This is a genomic window from Frondihabitans sp. PAMC 28766 (assembly GCF_001577365.1).
Classification (GTDB): domain Bacteria; phylum Actinomycetota; class Actinomycetes; order Actinomycetales; family Microbacteriaceae; genus Frondihabitans.
In genome coordinates, this window is record NZ_CP014513.1 from 4136959 (window position 1) to 4152472 (window position 15514).

Sequence of the window (15514 nt, forward strand, 5' to 3'; positions counted from 1 at the left end):
CCGCGTGTCCGCGGAGAATTGTTTTGCATTTCAGTTCTCCTGATTTTCGAGCACGGCGCTTCCGCGCTCGGGACGCCCTCGCAGTTGCCGCTGCAGAGGGCCGAGGTGGAACCCCCAGACGGGAGGTTCCACCTCGCTGAGGAGTATTCCGAGCTTGACACGCACGTGTCAAATCAGGAGTGTGAAATGCAGAAAGACGCCCTAGAGGGCGGTGTAGCCGCCGTCGACCGTGTACTGCGAGCCGGTGACGAACGACGCGGCGTCGGAGAGCAGGAAGGCCGTCACCTGGGCGACCTCGTCGGCGGTGCCGAGGCGGCCGATCGGGTGCTTCGCGACGAGGCCGTCGTAGGCGGGCTTCGGCAGGTTCGCCAGCAAGGGCGTGTCGATGTAGCCGGGGTGGATCGAGTTGACCCGGATGCCCTGCGCCGCGTACCCGGCGGCTGCCGCCTTGGTGAGACCGGCGACGCCGTGCTTGGCAGCCGTGTACGGCACGGCCGTCGGCTCGGCGACGAGCCCCAGGATGCTCGACACGTTGACGATCGAGCCGCCTCCGGCCGCGAGCATGGCCGGGATCTCGAAGTGGACGCCGAAGAAGACGGCGCTCAGGTTGACGTCGATCACCTTCTGCCAGCCGGCGATGTCGATGTCGCCGGCGAGGCCCTGCGGCCCGCCGATCCCGGCGTTGTTCACCGCGAGGTGAAGGGCGCCGTAAGTCGAGACGGCGAACGCGACGGATGCCTCGACCGACGAGGGGTCCGACGAGTCGCCGACGAACGCGGCAGCGAGGCCGCCCGACGCGACGATCTCGTGCACGACCGCGTCGACGGGATCCTGCCGGATGTCGGTGGCGACGACACGAGCGCCGCCCTGGGCTAGCAAGAGGGCCACCGCGCGGCCGATGCCCGAGCCGGCGCCGGTGACCAGGGCGACTTTGCCGTCGAATGTGTTGACCATGGGGGCAACGGTAGGCCGGGAGGCCGACGTGCGTGGCGTTCTCGTTCAGGATCAGGATCCTGGGACCCCGACAAGACCGGCGGGCCAGGATGAGCAGATGGAATCCGATCTGAGAATCGTCAGCTACAACCTTCGCGAGCACCTCGCGATCGGAGAGCTCACCGAACTCGTCGACACCCATGCGATGGACGTGCTCTGCCTGCAGGAGTGCGACAGCACCGACATCCCGAACGAGATCCTGGGGCTGACCCTGGCGGCGTCGACGAAGACCAATCGCCTGGGGCTCGCCCTCTACTACCGACCCGAGCGCTTCGAGTTGCTCGGCACCAGCCTCTACGCGCTGATGAAGTCGATGCACGACCGGGTCATGCAACCGGCCCACGAGCGGCTGCTCGCCGCCCGCCTGCGCGACAGGACGACCGGCCAGGAGATCGTGATCGCCGACTTCCACGCCGCGCCGCTGACCGCCTCGAACGCGCTGCGGCGCAAGCAGATCGGGCTCGCGCACGAGAAGCTGAGCGATCTCGCGAACGGCGTGCCGACGGTGATGGTCGGCGACTTCAACTACCCGTGGTTCCGGCAGGGGCTGCGGCGGTACCTGCAGAAGACGGGTTACGAGCTCTCGATCACCGAAGAGCCGACGTACGCGCGCCCGGGCTTCAGCGGCCACTTCGACTTCGCGACGACGATGGGCATGACCATCGCGAGCGTGCTGTCGCTGCCGCAGGGCAAATCGGACCACCGCCCGATCCTCCTGCTGGCCAGCGTCGCCGCCGCCTGACGCCGGAGTGCCGCGTGTGTCCGGCATCTGTCCGACAGAACGACGACCGTCGTAAAAATACCGGCAAGAATGTTCTACGAAACGTTGCCCTCGGCGTGGTGATCTGATTACTATTTTGATTACGCCACTGATCCGGCGGTGGCGGGAGCTCTTTTATTCGGGTAAGAGACTCCCGCCCATTCTCTTTCGGCCCGGCGGCGAACGGACGGCCCTACGAGTGAGCGACGCCCCCACCGCTCGGACCCTGCTCCGTGAGCGCGTCCTCGGCGAGATCATGCGCGCTATCCTCGACGGCACGCTCGCCCCCGGTGCCCGCCTCCGCGACGACGAGCTGATCGCGTGGCTCGGCACCAGCCGCGCCCCCATCCGCGAGGCGCTCACACAGCTGGCCGACATCGGCCTCGTCGACATGGCGCCGAACCGCTACACGAAGGTGGCCGAGGTCACGCCGCGCCTCTACGCCGAGAGCACCGCCGTCTGGGCGACCCTCGTCACGCGCGGCATGCACTGGGGCATCCGCGACTTCCCGGCCGACGAGCTGCCCCTGCTCGAAGCCCTCCGCGACGCGCAGCGCGACTTCGACCCGACCGCCTTCCCCGTGGGGCCGACCGTCGTCGACCGGTTCGTCGGCACCATCCTCGCGCACTGCCGCAACCGCGTGCTGCTCGAGACCATCGCCGTGCACGACCCGCTGCTGCAGCTCGGCGTCAACCGCTACAAGGGCTTCATGAAGAGCGAGCCGATCACCGTCTTCTTCACCAGCGTCATCCGCCGCTGCCGCGACCACGACGTGAACGGCTTCGAGGCCGAGATCCGCGCCTTCCTCGGCGGCCCGATGCAGAGCTTCGTCGAGACGATGACGGGTTTCGAGTACTACGACATGTATGGGATCACGCCCGATGCCGGTTCCTGACCGGGCGCCCGAGCGCCTGCCGACCCGTCGCCTCCTCACCGACGACGTCTTCGACCGGCTGCGCGACGACATCGTGCGCGGCTACCTCGCCCCGGGCCAGCGCATCCACGACCTCGACCTCGCCCAGAACCTCGGCCTGAGCCGCGCGACGGTGCGCACCGCCCTGCAGCGGCTGACGCAGGTGCGCCTCGTCGAGACGGTGCCGAACCTGTTCACCCGGGTCACCGAGATCGACCTCGACCGCTATTTCGACTCGCAGGACACCGCCCGCGCCCTCTACGTCTTCGCGGCGCGGTTCGGCGTGTCACTGATGACCGACGAGGCGATCGCCGGCATGGTCGCCTGGTCGACGAACCTCGGGTCGAGAGAGATCGTCGACCCCGAGCCCGTGTTCGTCGGGCGGGGCGACGCCGGCCTCTTCCGCGTCTTCGTCGATTCCCTGGCCAACGCTCCGCTGATCCGCACCGTCGACCGTCTGCGGCCGACGCTGCAGCGCGTGGTCGGGCAGTTCGCGCACCTGATCCCGGCGCGCGAGACCGACGAGGTGCTGCTGCGTGTCGTCGAAGCCGTGCAGCGCCGCGACGGCGACGGGGCGGCCACAGCCCTCGCCGCGTACTACGACGGCCCGCTCGCCCTTTTCCACGAGCGCCTGACGGCGACCGTCTCCACGAGAGCCTGACCGCGACCGTCGACGCTCGACGCCGACGCCGGCACCTCGAATGAACGCGTGTGACGCCGACCTGGCTCTGCTCCAGGCCGCTCGGTTAGCCTTCTGGGATTCCGCACGCACCGCGGATCCTGCCCAGAAAGCCGAGTGAGACCATGCCCACCCCGAGTTCGACTTCGAGACGCGTCAGATCCACGCCGGCACCGGCCTCGACAGCGATTTCAGGGCGCGCGTGCTTCCGGTGTACCAATCGGCGGGGTTCGTGTTCGAGTCGTTCGACGACGGCGAGGGCCGGTTCGACGGCAGCGTGCAGAGCAACGCGTACGCCCGCACCGACAACCCGACGAACGCGGCGGTGGCCCGGCGGCTCGCCGACCTCGAGGGCGGCATCGCAGGGCTCCTCACCGCGAGCGGCACCGCGGCCATCGCGCTGACGCTGGGGGCTCTCGCGAGCTCGGGCGATCACATCCTGGCGACTTCCAGCCTCTACGAGGGCTCGAAGACGCTCTTCGCCCGCACCCTGGCCCGGCAGGGCATCGAAGTCGAGCTCATCGCGGCCGACGCCTCCGACGAGGCCTGGAACGACGCGATCCGGCCCACCACCAAGGCCGTGTTCACCGAGACGATCCCCAACCCCAAGAACGACGTCGTCGACCTCGAGCGCCTCGCCCGCATCGCCCATGCGGCCGCCGTGCCGCTCGTCGTCGACAACACCGTCGCGACCCCCTACCTCAACCGGCCCATCGAGCACGGCGCCGACATCGTCATCCACTCGACCTCGAAGTGGCTCTCGGGCCACGGCGCGGTGCTGGGGGGCGTCGTGATCGACTCGGGAGCGTTCGACTGGAGCGCAGACCCGTCGCGCTACCCGCACATCGCCCAGACCGGCGCGCGGGGGCCACGTCGTACGTCGAGCGCTTCGGCCCGTACGCCTTCCTCGCCTACCTCCGCACCGCCGCCGCCCTCGACCTCGGCCCGACACTGCCGGCGATGAGCGCCTTCCAGCTGATGCAGGGCATCGAGACCCTGTCGCTGCGCATGGAGCGCCACGTCTCGAACGCCCTCGAGGTCGCCCAGTGGCTGGAGCACCAGGATGCCACGGTGTCCGTCGACTACCCGGGCCTCGTCTCGAACCCCTACTACGCCCGCGCGCAGCGCTACCTTCCCCGGGGCCAGGGCGCCGTGGTCACCTTCGAGCTCGACGGCGGCCGCGATGCCGCTCGCGTCTTCATCGACTCCCTCCGGCTCGTCAGCACGATGACGCACCTCGGCGACGTCCGCACCCTCGCGATCCACACCGCGTCGACCATCCACGGGCACCTGACCGAAGACGAGCGCCTCGAGCGCGGCATCACGCAGGGCACGATCCGGCTCTCGGTCGGGCTGGAGAGCATCCGCGACATCCGTCACGACCTCGAGCAGGCCTTCCAGGCGGTGCGCGACGCGGGATTCGCCGGCGGCGCCGGTGTTGCCGCCGGGGCTCGTTCGGCGGCCTGAGGCTCGGCCTCGCGGGCGCTCGGGCCAGGGCCTGGGCCTGGGCCTGGGCCTCAGTAGCTCGTGCTGCGGATCGGCGTGCCCAGCGGGCGCGTGCCGAGCGGGATCGGGTGCGTCACGAAGGCCGCCGAGCAGATCTTCACGACCGACCAGCCGAGCACGACCACGAGCAGCAGGTTGCGCGCGCCGAGGATGGCAGCCAGAAGCGGGTCGAGGTCGAGCAGCGAGTTGTAGAAGCACGGGAAGACCAGCGTGGTGAGCACCGCGATGGGGATCATCAGGATCGCGGGCACCTTCCAGTCGGGCGGCCGGATCACGAGCCCGACGGCGACGATCGGCGTCAGCCAGAGCATGTACTGGGGCGATCCGACCTTGTTGAAGACGATGAAGGCCGAGGCCAGGGCGAAGGCGCCGACGAGCACGAGGTCGACCTCTTTGCCCATCGGGTGCGTGAGACGTGACAGCCGCTTGGTGGCGATGACCAGCACGACCATGATGGCGGCGAGCACGCCGAGCATCAGGTACGTGCCGTTGTCGACCATCCACTTGTCGCCGGGCCCCGTGATCTCTTCGGTCACGAGAGCGGTGTCATGGATGTGGTGCGCGCCCGGCACATGGAAGACGGCCATCCACAGCCAGGGGGTCGAGAGAGTCGCCTCGATCTGGAGCGGACGGCCGTTCTGGGCGTTCACGAAGCTTGTGATGTGGTGGATGCCTCCGCCGATCCAGACCACGGCGACGACCACGACGGTGACGACGGCACCCATGGCGACGACCAGCCAGCGTTTGGTCGACACGATCACGATCGACACCAGCACTGCGGCCGGCCACACCTTGATCCAGGTCGCCGCGGCAAGCAGCACACCGGCGATCTTGGGTCTGGTCGCGAGGAAGAGCAGGCCGATGATCACGGCCGGGGCGGTGAAGCCCTCCAGCCGCAGAAGGGCCACCGGCGACATGATCGCGATGGTCAAGACCCAGAACATCGCGGCCGACTGGTTGCGGAGCTTGCGGCCCCAGCGGATGAGCCCCCAGAGCGCGACCGAGTTGGCGATCAGGATCAGCACGAACCAGACGACCTGATAGAGGTGCGGCCCGAAGACCTTCGGCAGCATCACCGGCAGCAGCGCCCCCGCCGGGTACACCCAGTCGTGGGCGAACACGGGCCAGCCGCCGCCCTCGAGGGCCTTCGTCGCCCAGTTGCTGTAGACGTTGACATCGCCGACGAACTGCCCCTCGAGCATCTCGGGCAGAACCGCCACGAAGATGACGACGTGCGTGAGGATCATGACGAACCAGAGCACCACCGTGGTTCGTTCGGGGCGCAGAGGGGAACGGACGAGCACGTTCAGAGCATAGACAAGTTCGCTGGGAGAGAAACGACGCCCGCCTGCCGGCCTCTGTTGCTCCCGAATGCGACAAGTGAGCACGGGCATCAGTGTGCAGTCGTCGCATTCGGGAGCACCGCCTCACCGCACGGGAACGCCGGCCGCTACGAGCATGCGACGGAGCCGCCACGGCTCCACCACGTCCCGCCACTCCACGCGAACCACCTCGCGCACGCGGGCAGCGCGAGCAGCCGTCGCTCCCGCTTCCGCTCTGCGAGCGCGACCTCGGCAGGGGTCCGGCCTCGCGTGTACCGAGGGTTGAGGTACTTCTGATCGCCGTCGAACTCGACGACGACGCTCTGCTCGGCGAACCAGAATTCGACGAACCCGATCAGCCCGAAGGCGTCCGTGAACTCCTCCTGCTGCGTCGGGCACGGTGTGCCGAGTTCGAAGAGGCGGCAGCGGCACCAGGACTCACCACCCGAGTCGGACTTCGCGTTGGCGAAAGCCAGGGCTCGGCGCGCCGCGACGCGGCCTCGCGCGTGTGGCCGTACGGCGAGACGCTGAGCGAGATCGTGCCCGGTGACGAACTCACGCCGGAGGCATTCGTCGATCGCCGCGACGGCGACCTCGAACGGCGCTTCCAGGGCGAGGTCTACGCAGGTTCGTGCCAGGCCGGTGGCACGGATGCCGTCGACCAGGCACACGTCGGCCGCCGCCAGCGGCCCCGGGTGCTTCGCGAGCCCTCCCCGACTCTGGCCACGATCTCCGCTCGGATCGACCACGTGGACCTTCCTCGGCCACGGGCGAAGCGACGAGACACCGTGCACGGCCAGTGCCGAGGCGTGCGAGACGACGTAGCGCGGCTCGAGCCGCGGAACAGCGGCGCGGATCCGCAGGATGTAGCGGGCATCCGGCGTGAGGCCGTGCCACGCCGCGGCATCGACGAAGACGCCCGGCCAGACCACGACGAGCTCGCGCGACAGTGCGCCGCGTTGAAGCGCGCGACGTTCGCGACTGCCCGCGGGCGTCGCGGAAGCTCGCTGGAGAGGCGGCAGATCATCGGAAGACATCGGCGCAGGATGCCAGGCGACTCGCGTGGCATCCTGCGCCCCAGGTGTGCTCTGTGGAGAACTTCGACCACGACGCCCGAAAGCGACAACTGGACGCGGTTGTGGCGTCTCAGTTGTCGCTTTCGGGAGGGAAGCGGGGCTAGAGGCCCCGCGCCAGCCGGTAGTAGGCGGCGTTCCACTGCACCTCGCGGCGGAAATCGCGGAGGCGCGTGTCTTCGTCGATGATCAGCAGCTCGGTGCCGGCCATGAGCGCGAAGTCCTCGAAGGTCTCGAGGCCGACCGCGGTCGACATGACGGTGTGGTGCGCGGCGCCGGCGGTGAGCCAGGCCTCGGCCGAGACGGCGAACGAGGGGCGGGGCTCCCAGACGGCGCGGCCGACGGGCAGCTTCGGCAGGTCGGCATCGGGCTTCACGACGTCGACCACGTTGGCCGTGAGGCGGAACCGGTCGCGCATGTCCGACAGCGCCACGACGACGGCGGGGCCGGGGTCGGCGGTGAAGACGAGGCGCACCGGATCGTCCTTGCCGCCGATGCCCAGCGCGTGGATCTCGAGGGTCGGCTTCGATGCGGTGAGCGTCGGCGAGACCTCGAGCATGTGCGCACCGAGGATCTTCTCGGCGCCGGGCACGAGGTTGTAGGTGTAGTCCTCCATGAGCGACGCGCCGCCGGGGAGGCCCGCGCCCATCACGTTGGCGGCACGCACCAGGATCGCCGTCTTCCAGTCGCCCTCGGCCCCGAAGCCGTAGCCCTCGGCCATGAGGCGCTGCACGGCGAGACCCGGCAGCTGCTTGAGCGCGCCGAGGTCTTCGAAGTTCGTGGTGAAGGCGCCGAAGTCGCCGGCCTCGAGGAAGGAGCGGAGCCCCAGCTCGATCGCCGCGCCGTCGCGCAGCGACTGATGGCGAGAGCCACCCGGCAGAAGGTCGGCGACGACGTCGTACGAGTCGAGGTAGACCTGCACGAGCGCGTCGACGTCCTCGGAGGAGGCAGCCTCAACGGCTGAAGCGAGCTCGTTGACACCCCAGGTGTTGACCGAGACGCCGAACACGTGCTCGGCCTCGGTCTTGTCGCCCTCGGTGACGGCGACGTTCCGCATGTTGTCTCCGAAGCGCGCGAGCTTCAGCGAACGCACCGCGGCGTAGCCCGCTGCGGCGCGCGTCCAGGTCGCGATCTGCGAGACGACGCGGGGGTCGGAGAAGTGGCCGACGACGGTCTTGCGGGCGACGCCGAGGCGTGACTGGATGTAGCCGAACTCCCGGTCGCCGTGGGCGGCCTGGTTGAGGTTCATGAAGTCGAAGTCGATCTCGGCCCACGGGATCTCGACATTCGCCTGGGTGTGGAAGTGCAGCAGCGGCTTCTGCAGCGCGTCCAGGCCCTTGATCCACATCTTGGCGGGGCTGAACGTGTGCATCCAGGCGGTCACGCCGATGACGCGGTCGTCGGCGTTGGCCTCGAGAGCCAGGCGGCGGATGGCCTCGGAGTCGGTGAGCACCGGCTTCCAGATGATCTTGACCGGGATGTCGTCGTTCTCTTCGAGAGCGTCGGCGATCACCTTCGACTGCGACGCGACCTGGGCGAGGGTCTCTTCGCCGTAGAGACCCTGTGAGCCGGTGAGGAACCAGACCTCGTACGGTTCGAGCGAGGTGGAGAGGGTCATGAGTCTTTCCTTTCCGACACGGCGGCAGCCGAGGGCTGGCCGTAGACGTTCTGATAGCGATCGAAGAGGGCGTCGATGCTCTCCTCGGGGATGGGAATGGGGGCGCCCAGCTGGCGGGAGATGTGGACGGTTCGGGCGACGTCCTCGGCCATGACAGCGGCCTTCACAGCATCGCGAGCGTCTTTGCCGATCGTGAAGACACCGTGGTTCTGCATCAGCACGGCCCGCGAGCGATGCCCGCTGAGGGTCGCGACGACGCCGCGGCCGATCGAGTCGTCGCCGATGATCGCGAACGGCCCGACGGGGATCTCGCCGCCGAACTCGTCGGCCATCGCCGTGATCACGCAGGGCACCGCCTCGCCGCGGGCGGCCCACGCCGTGGCGTAGGTGGAGTGCGTGTGCACGACGCCCCCGACCTCCGGCATGTTCCGGTACACGTAGGCGTGCGCGGCAGTGTCGGACGACGGCGACTTGTCACTGCCCGACGTGCCGGGCACGACGTTGCCGTCGAGGTCGCAGAGGATCTGGTTGTCGGGCGTCAGCTCGTCGTACGACACCCCGCTCGGCTTGATCACGAAGAGGTCGGCGCCGGGCACGCGGCCCGAGATGTTGCCGCCCGTCCAGATGACGAGGCCGTACTTCGTCAGCTCGGAGTGGAGCGACGCGACCTGCTCGCGGGTGCGCCGGATCGCGTCGATGATGTCGGGTGACCAGGATCCTGATGGCTGGGTCATGATTCCGCGCTTTCTGTCGAGGTGGTCGGGGTGGCGCCCGCAGCCGCCCTCTGCAGAGGGAGGGCCGCGCGATAGCGCTCGAGGTAGGTGGCGAAGCCCACGAGATCGGCCTCTCTCGGCTCTTCGACGACGGCCTCGGCCGAGCCGAAGACCTTGTCGTTCAAGAACTCGGCCAGAGACGACTGCGACGCCGCCCGCAGGTAGGCGGCCAGGACGGCGACGCCCCACGCGCCGCCCTCGCTGGCGGTGCTCTCGACGGCGACGGGCACGCGCAGGGCTGCGGCGAGCAGCTGCTGGGCGGCGCCCGGGGTGCGGAAGAGACCGCCGTGGGCCAGGAGGCGCTCGACGTTCACGTGCTCGTCGGCCAGCACCTCCATGCCGATGCTGAGCGTGGCGAAGGCGGCGTAGACCTCGGCGCGCACGAGGTTGCCGAGGGTGAAGCGGCTGTCGGGCGTGCGCACCAGCAGCGGCCGCCCGTCTTCGACGCCGGTGACGGGCTCGCCGGCGAGGTAGTTGTAGGCGAGGAGACCGCCGGCGTCGGCGTCGCTCGCCAGCGCCTCGGCGAAGAGGGTGGCGTAGACGTCGTCGGGCTCCACAGGTGTGCCTGCGACTTCGGCGAACCGGCCGAACACCCGGGCCCACGAAGCCAGCTCGCTCGCGCCGTTGTTGCAGTGCACCATGGCCACCGCGTCGCCGACCGGGGTCGTCACCACGTCGAGTTCCTGGTGCACGCCCGTCAGCGGCTCGTCGAGCACGACCATCGCGAAGATGCTCGTGCCGACGCTGACGTTGCCGGTCTTCGGCGCGACCGAGTTCGTCGCGACCATGCCGGTGCCGGCGTCGCCCTCGGGCGGGCAGAACGGCACCCCCGGCTGCAGGGTGCCGCTGGGGTCGAGGAGGGCGGCGCCCTGGGCTGTGAGCGACCCGGCATCCTGCCCGGCCACCAGCACCTCGGGCAGCAGGGTTGCGAGGTCGAGCCCCGGAGCCTTCTCGGCCAGGAGGCCCTGCGCGACGTCTCGCATGCGGCGGTCGTAGTCGCGGGTCGCAGGATCGATGGGGGCGGTGTCGATAGGAAACATGCCCGACGCATCGCCGACGCCGAGCACGTCGCGCCCCGTCAGGGCCCGGTGGACATAGCCCGCGAGAGTGGTGAGGCCGGCGATCTGCCCGACGTGGGGCTCGTCGTCGAGCACCGCCTGGTAGAGGTGCGCGATCGACCAGCGCAGCGGGATGTTGAAGCTCAGAGCCTCGCTGAGGGCGGAGGCTGCCGGGCCCGTCGAGGAGTTGCGCCAGGTGCGGAAGGGGACGAGCAACTCGCCCTGGGCGTCGGTGGCGATGTAGCCGTGCATCATCGCCGAGATGCCGATGGCGCCGAACGTGGTCGGAGCCTCGCCACCCGTCGACGTCACGTCGCGGACGAGGTCGGTGTAGGCGGCCTGAAGGCCCTCGCGGATGGCCTCGACCGAGTACGTCCAGCGGCCGTCGACGTACTCGTTCTCCCACTCGTGGCCGCCCGAGGCGATGGTGACGAAGTTCTCGTCGATGAGGCACGCCTTGATGCGCGTCGAGCCGAACTCGATGCCGAGGCTCGGTGGTGGGGTGGTCATGAGGACATCCTTGTCGTCGGTGAAACGGAGCGGTGCCAGTCTGCCATGTGAGCGCTCACATCGGAAGTCGAATCATCGAGAGTGCACAAATCGCCGGGTTCGGCGAAAGTGAGCCGCGAGTTGCGCACTCACGGGGTGTTCCGGCGAGCGGGCGGGGCGAGGGCGGGGCGGGGGCGGGGCGGGGGCGACTCGCGGACGACCAGCGAGGTGGCGAGCTGCAGGTGGCTCGAGACGGGCGCCGTGCCGTCGACCATGCCGACGACAGTGGCCAGGGCGATGCGGCCGATCTCGACGATCGTCGTGTGCACGGTCGTCAGCAGCACCGGCGCGGGCAACTCGGCATAGGTGTCGCCGTAACCCACGACACTGACGTCGTCGGGCACGCGCCGCCCCGACGAGTTCAGCGACCGAGTCGAGAGTTGCGCGCCGTGGTTCGTCTTCTGATCTGCACTCGGGGGCGGCTCTCGCCACCGGCGCTCGGGTCTCGTTCGGGGCCTGGGACGTTCAGGTGCTGGTGACGCCGGCTAGCCGGACACTCGGGCGGTCGACGACCGGACGATGAGCTCGGGGACGGGCACGAGCGGGGGCTCGACGGCCTCCGCCGCCCCCACGAGCGACTCGACCGTCGCCATGATCTGCCGGCCGAGGGCGGTGAAGTCTTGCCGCACGGTGGTCAGCGGAGGGATGAAGTGCCGCGACTCGGGCACGTCGTCGAAGCCGGTGATACTGACCTGGCCGGGCACCGGGATCCTGCGCTCTGAGAAGGCGTGCAGGAGGCCCAGCGCCATCTGGTCGTTGGCGCAGAAGACGGCGGTGACCTCGCCCCGGGCGGCGCGGTCGGCGAGGCCCTGGCCCAGCCGGTAGCCGCTCTCGGGGCTCCAGTCGCCGCGGAGGGGCTCGGGAGCGTCGAGGCCGAGCCGGTCGCAGGCCGAACGCCAGCCCCGCTCGCGCTCGAGGGCGTCGGTCCAGTCGGACGGCCCCGCGACGTGCACGATCGAACGGTGGCCGAGGCTCGCCAGGTGCTCGCTGGCGAGCACCGCGCCGGCGAACTGGTCGAGCGAGACCGAGACGACGCCGTCGTACTGCCCCGTGTCGGCGACGACGAGCGGCACACTGACGGGCATCGCCCGGATGGCGTCGATCGCCGCCGAGTCGGGAGCGATCACGACGATGGCCTCGACGTTCTGGCCGAGCAGCGCGTCGACCGCCTGCCGAATCTGAAGAAGCATCGCGTCGTCGTCGGCTCGGGCGATCGTCGCGATGGAGACCTGGTAGCCGGCCTCGCGGGCCGCTCCGTCGAACCCCTGCATGATGCTCGAGGGGCCGAACAGTGGGCCGCCCGTCGAGAGCAGCCCGAGCGCCCGGGTCTTGCGGCTGGCGAGAGCGCGCGCCGCGGCACTCGGCCGATAGTGGAGCTTGGCGATCGCCGCATCCACCCGCTGCCGGGTGGCGGGCCGCACTCGCGGGTCGCCGTTGACCACGCGCGACACGGTCTGGTGCGAGACCCCCGCCTCGCTGGCCACGTCGAAGATGTTCGCCACGGGGGCGAGTCTACGGTGGCGACCCGCCCTCCCCCGCACGTGCCGAGCCCGTGCCCGTGCCCGTTGGTAAGACCGGGGAATCGACGGCGGCCGCGTCAGGTCAGCGGCGCTGGCGCTACCGCCAGGCCAGAACTCCGGTTCTACCAACCGGGGCGGCCGCCGGGATCTCGCGCTGGCGGCGGCAGGCCGGGCGCCCGCGGTCGGGCTTGTCGGTAGAACCGGAAAATCCGCCGCTGGGCCGGCGCCGGGCACGGCTGCGGGTGGAGGCGGCGCGCGAACTCCGGTTTTGCCAACCGGGGCCCGTTGTCGAGCATCGTTCTCTCGGGCGTGGGGTCGCCGGGGCGCATGCCGGCAGGGGGCGGAGGGGTCGGAGGGGACCGGCACCGTGCCGGCCCAGCGCGCGCTGGTACAACCGGAGAATCGGTGTCCGGGTTCGCGTGGGGCACGGCAGCGGGCGGGGTCGACCTTCGAACTCCTGTTTTGCCAACCGGGGTGGGTGCCGCGTCGGTGGCGCGGCTGCGGGCGGGCGGCCGCGACGGCTCGGTGCGGCCTTCGGCACCGCGCGCTCGGCATCGCACCGCCGGATTCGGCTGTTGCCCACTGAATCAGGAGTGTCGCGCGGGGCGGGCCGGTTCGGGCGGGCAGGGCGGGCAGGCAGGCGGGCAGGCAGGCAGGCATGCGGGCAGGCGGGCAGGCGGGCAGGCAGGCAGGCGCAGGATGCCGGAGGCGGACCTCAGCGGGCGAGCAGCGCCTCGATCTCGGCGGAGGTGGGCGACGTGGCGGGCCCGCGGCGCGAGACGGCGAGCGCGGCCGCCGCGTTCGCCCGACGGACGGCGTCGGGGAGGGAGTCGCCCCGCGACAGCGCGGCGCAGAGCACGCCGCAGTGGGCGTCGCCGGCCCCGGTGGAGTCGACCGCGGTGACGGCGAAGCCCGGAACGAGGACGGGGGCGCCGCCGTCGACCAGCCAGCAGCCGGCGGAGCCGTTGCGGACGAGGACGGCGGCCCCCGGGCGGACGCGGGCCGCGAGGTCGGCAGCAGAGCCGGCGGCGGGTGCGGCAGGCGGGGCACCGGCGATCAGCCCCGCCTCGCGCGCATTCGCGGTCACGATGTCGGCACGCGCAAGCAGTACGTCGAGGGCGGACGCCGAAAGCGACGCGACGAGCGGCGACGGATCGAAGACCACCCGCACGCCGGCCGGCAGGGCGGCGACCCAGCCCGGCAGGACGTCCGGCGAGTGCGCCAGGCTGTAGCCGGAGACGACCACGATGTCGTCGTCGCGCACCTCCACGGCGTCGAGCGCGGCGCGGGTCAGGCGGCTCTCGGCTCCGACGTGCGTGACGAAAGTGCGTTCGGTCGACGGGTCGATGAGCACCACCGAGTAGCCGGTGTCGACGTCGACCACCGGGCCGACGGCCCGGATGCCCGCGTCGCCGAGGGCCCGCGCCACGATGGCGGCGAACGGGCCGGCGCCGCGTGCGCCGAGGTGCAGCGTCTCCAGACCGTCGCGCACCGCCGCCACCATCGTGTTGACGGCGCCGCCGGCAGTGATGGCCGACGACGAAGCCAGCACGTCGCCGCCGGGTTCAGGCAGAGAGTCGATCGTCAGGGCGACGTCGACGATGGCATTGCCGGTGTGGAGCAGCCGAGTCATTCGGTCACCCGGGCTCGAGCGGCGGACACCGTCACAGGGCGGCTCACGACGGCCGCACCGGCACCGTCTGCCCGCCCGCGGAGGCTCGCGTGACTCGGCCCCGCCGGATGGCGAGCAGCCCGTCGACGAGGGGAGGCAGGTCGAGGCCGTTGACCCGGGCGACCGTGTCGACGGCGGCGCCCGGCCAAGCGAGAGTGCCGTGGATCGCGCCCAGCACGGCGCCGGCCATCGCGCCGATCGTGTCGGTGTCGCCGCCGAGGCTGGCCGCGTCGCCGAGGGTGACCCACGGATCCTGCTCGATCGCGACGAGCGCCAGGGCTGCGACCACCGACTCCTGCGAGGCGACCGAGGTGCCGACCACCTCGGCGATGGCCTCGAGGCGCTCGTCAGCGGGGAGGCGCACGAGCCACGAGCGCGCCCAGCCGAGGCGTGCGGCGATGTCGCCGCCGGCCGCCCAGCTGCCGCGGGCCGAGCCCAGCCGAGCCGCCGCGGTGGCGATGTCGAGGGCTTCGCCGACGCCGGCCCCGTCGATCCCGGCGCTGACGGCGGCGGCGATGGCGGAGGCTCCGGCGATGCCGAGCCCCGTGTTGTGCGTCACCATGCTCGCCTCGACGACGGCGTCGACGAGCGCGTCGAGGTTGTCGCAGGGCGTCGCTATGCCGACGGGGGCGATGCGCATCGCGGCGCCGTTCGTGGTGCCGCCGCTGCCCGCCTCGGCGACCGGGACACCCTCGAGGATGCGGGTCACGGCGGCTTTGGTGCTCGGCCCGAGCAGGTCGAGCGATCCCTTCGCCTGCATGCCGCGCTCCCACTCGACCAAGCGGTCGGCGAACTCCCGCGGGTCGATGCGGCCCCCGCCGTCGACGAGCATCCGGGCGAGCAGGATCGCCTGCTCGGTGTCGTCGGTGATGCTGCCTGCCGTCATGCCGTGGGCGATGCGCTGGTGGGGCCCGGCGTCGGCGAAGTCGGTGATCCGGCCGTGGTCGGCGACGATCTGCGCCCTCGACATCGACTGGGTGGGCATCCCCAGGGCGTCGCCGATCGCGAGCCCGAGCAGGGACGCGGTGGCGCGATCGGTGAGGACGGGGTCGCCGGGCATGACTCCATCGTGGCATCG

At 70.7% G+C, this 15514-nt stretch carries 15 protein-coding genes; 5 read left to right on the top strand and 10 right to left on the bottom strand.

Annotated elements, in window-relative coordinates:
• Positions 1 to 201: 201 nt before the first annotated feature.
• The gene (locus AX769_RS19760) at positions 202 to 954 is read right to left on the bottom strand and encodes an SDR family NAD(P)-dependent oxidoreductase (RefSeq protein WP_066282515.1); all 753 of its coding nucleotides are present in this window, start codon (positions 952 to 954) and stop codon (positions 202 to 204) included.
• Positions 955 to 1051: 97 nt separating this feature from the next.
• Here AX769_RS19760 and AX769_RS19765 point away from each other — a divergent pair, with 97 nt between their 5' ends.
• From AX769_RS19765 to AX769_RS25800, 5 genes are all read left to right on the top strand, one after another.
• A complete protein-coding gene (locus AX769_RS19765; RefSeq protein ID WP_239451864.1) occupies positions 1052 to 1735 on the top strand; it encodes an endonuclease/exonuclease/phosphatase family protein in 684 nt (227 codons plus the stop codon).
• Between the two features lie 217 nt (positions 1736 to 1952).
• Positions 1953 to 2648, top strand: coding sequence for a GntR family transcriptional regulator (locus tag AX769_RS19770; RefSeq protein ID WP_066282517.1), 696 nt, complete (start codon positions 1953 to 1955; stop codon positions 2646 to 2648).
• The gene (locus AX769_RS19775) at positions 2635 to 3327 is read left to right on the top strand and encodes a GntR family transcriptional regulator (RefSeq protein WP_066282522.1); all 693 of its coding nucleotides are present in this window, start codon (positions 2635 to 2637) and stop codon (positions 3325 to 3327) included. The genes AX769_RS19770 and AX769_RS19775 overlap by 14 nt, the downstream gene beginning before the upstream one ends.
• Positions 3328 to 3547: 220 nt before the next feature.
• Positions 3548 to 4309, top strand: a complete 762-nt coding sequence (locus AX769_RS25795; protein ID WP_255359408.1) for an aminotransferase class V-fold PLP-dependent enzyme — start codon at positions 3548 to 3550, stop codon at positions 4307 to 4309.
• Positions 4306 to 4812 (top strand): PLP-dependent transferase, encoded by a 507-nt coding sequence (locus AX769_RS25800; RefSeq protein WP_066282526.1) that lies wholly within the window; start codon positions 4306 to 4308, stop codon positions 4810 to 4812. The genes AX769_RS25795 and AX769_RS25800 overlap by 4 nt, the downstream gene beginning before the upstream one ends.
• A gap of 50 nt (positions 4813 to 4862) precedes the next feature.
• Here the strand turns inward: AX769_RS25800 and AX769_RS19790 are convergent, their stop codons facing one another.
• The 9 genes from AX769_RS19790 to AX769_RS19830 all read right to left on the bottom strand — a co-directional run bounded on the left by AX769_RS19790 (position 4863) and on the right by AX769_RS19830 (position 15496).
• Positions 4863 to 6155 carry a glycosyltransferase 87 family protein gene (locus AX769_RS19790; protein ID WP_157887733.1) on the bottom strand — a complete coding sequence of 431 codons (1293 nt, stop codon included), beginning with the start codon at positions 6153 to 6155 and terminating at the stop codon, positions 4863 to 4865.
• 146 nt (positions 6156 to 6301) lie between these two features.
• Positions 6302 to 7210: a hypothetical protein gene (locus tag AX769_RS19795; protein ID WP_066282531.1), complete on the bottom strand. Its 909-nt coding sequence runs from the start codon at positions 7208 to 7210 to the stop codon at positions 6302 to 6304.
• Between the two features lie 139 nt (positions 7211 to 7349).
• Positions 7350 to 8864 (bottom strand): L-arabinose isomerase, encoded by a 1515-nt coding sequence (gene araA, locus AX769_RS19800; RefSeq protein ID WP_066282537.1) that lies wholly within the window; start codon positions 8862 to 8864, stop codon positions 7350 to 7352.
• Positions 8861 to 9598, bottom strand: coding sequence for an L-ribulose-5-phosphate 4-epimerase (locus tag AX769_RS19805; RefSeq protein ID WP_066282538.1), 738 nt, complete (start codon positions 9596 to 9598; stop codon positions 8861 to 8863). Before AX769_RS19805 ends, araA begins: the two co-directional genes overlap by 4 nt.
• On the bottom strand, positions 9595 to 11205 hold the full coding sequence (locus AX769_RS19810) for a xylulokinase (RefSeq protein WP_066282539.1): 1611 nt from the start codon (positions 11203 to 11205) through the stop codon (positions 9595 to 9597). The genes AX769_RS19805 and AX769_RS19810 overlap by 4 nt, the downstream gene beginning before the upstream one ends.
• A gap of 128 nt (positions 11206 to 11333) precedes the next feature.
• Complete coding sequence (locus AX769_RS19815) at positions 11334 to 11588, bottom strand: substrate-binding domain-containing protein (protein ID WP_066282541.1); 255 nt, start codon at positions 11586 to 11588, stop codon at positions 11334 to 11336.
• Between the two features lie 141 nt (positions 11589 to 11729).
• Positions 11730 to 12746: a substrate-binding domain-containing protein gene (locus tag AX769_RS24840; protein WP_239451865.1), complete on the bottom strand. Its 1017-nt coding sequence runs from the start codon at positions 12744 to 12746 to the stop codon at positions 11730 to 11732.
• A gap of 733 nt (positions 12747 to 13479) precedes the next feature.
• Positions 13480 to 14397 carry a PfkB family carbohydrate kinase gene (locus AX769_RS19825; RefSeq protein ID WP_066282546.1) on the bottom strand — a complete coding sequence of 306 codons (918 nt, stop codon included), beginning with the start codon at positions 14395 to 14397 and terminating at the stop codon, positions 13480 to 13482.
• Positions 14398 to 14440: 43 nt separating this feature from the next.
• A complete protein-coding gene (locus AX769_RS19830) occupies positions 14441 to 15496 on the bottom strand; it encodes an ADP-ribosylglycohydrolase family protein (RefSeq protein WP_066282550.1) in 1056 nt (351 codons plus the stop codon).
• Positions 15497 to 15514: the final 18 nt, after the last annotated feature.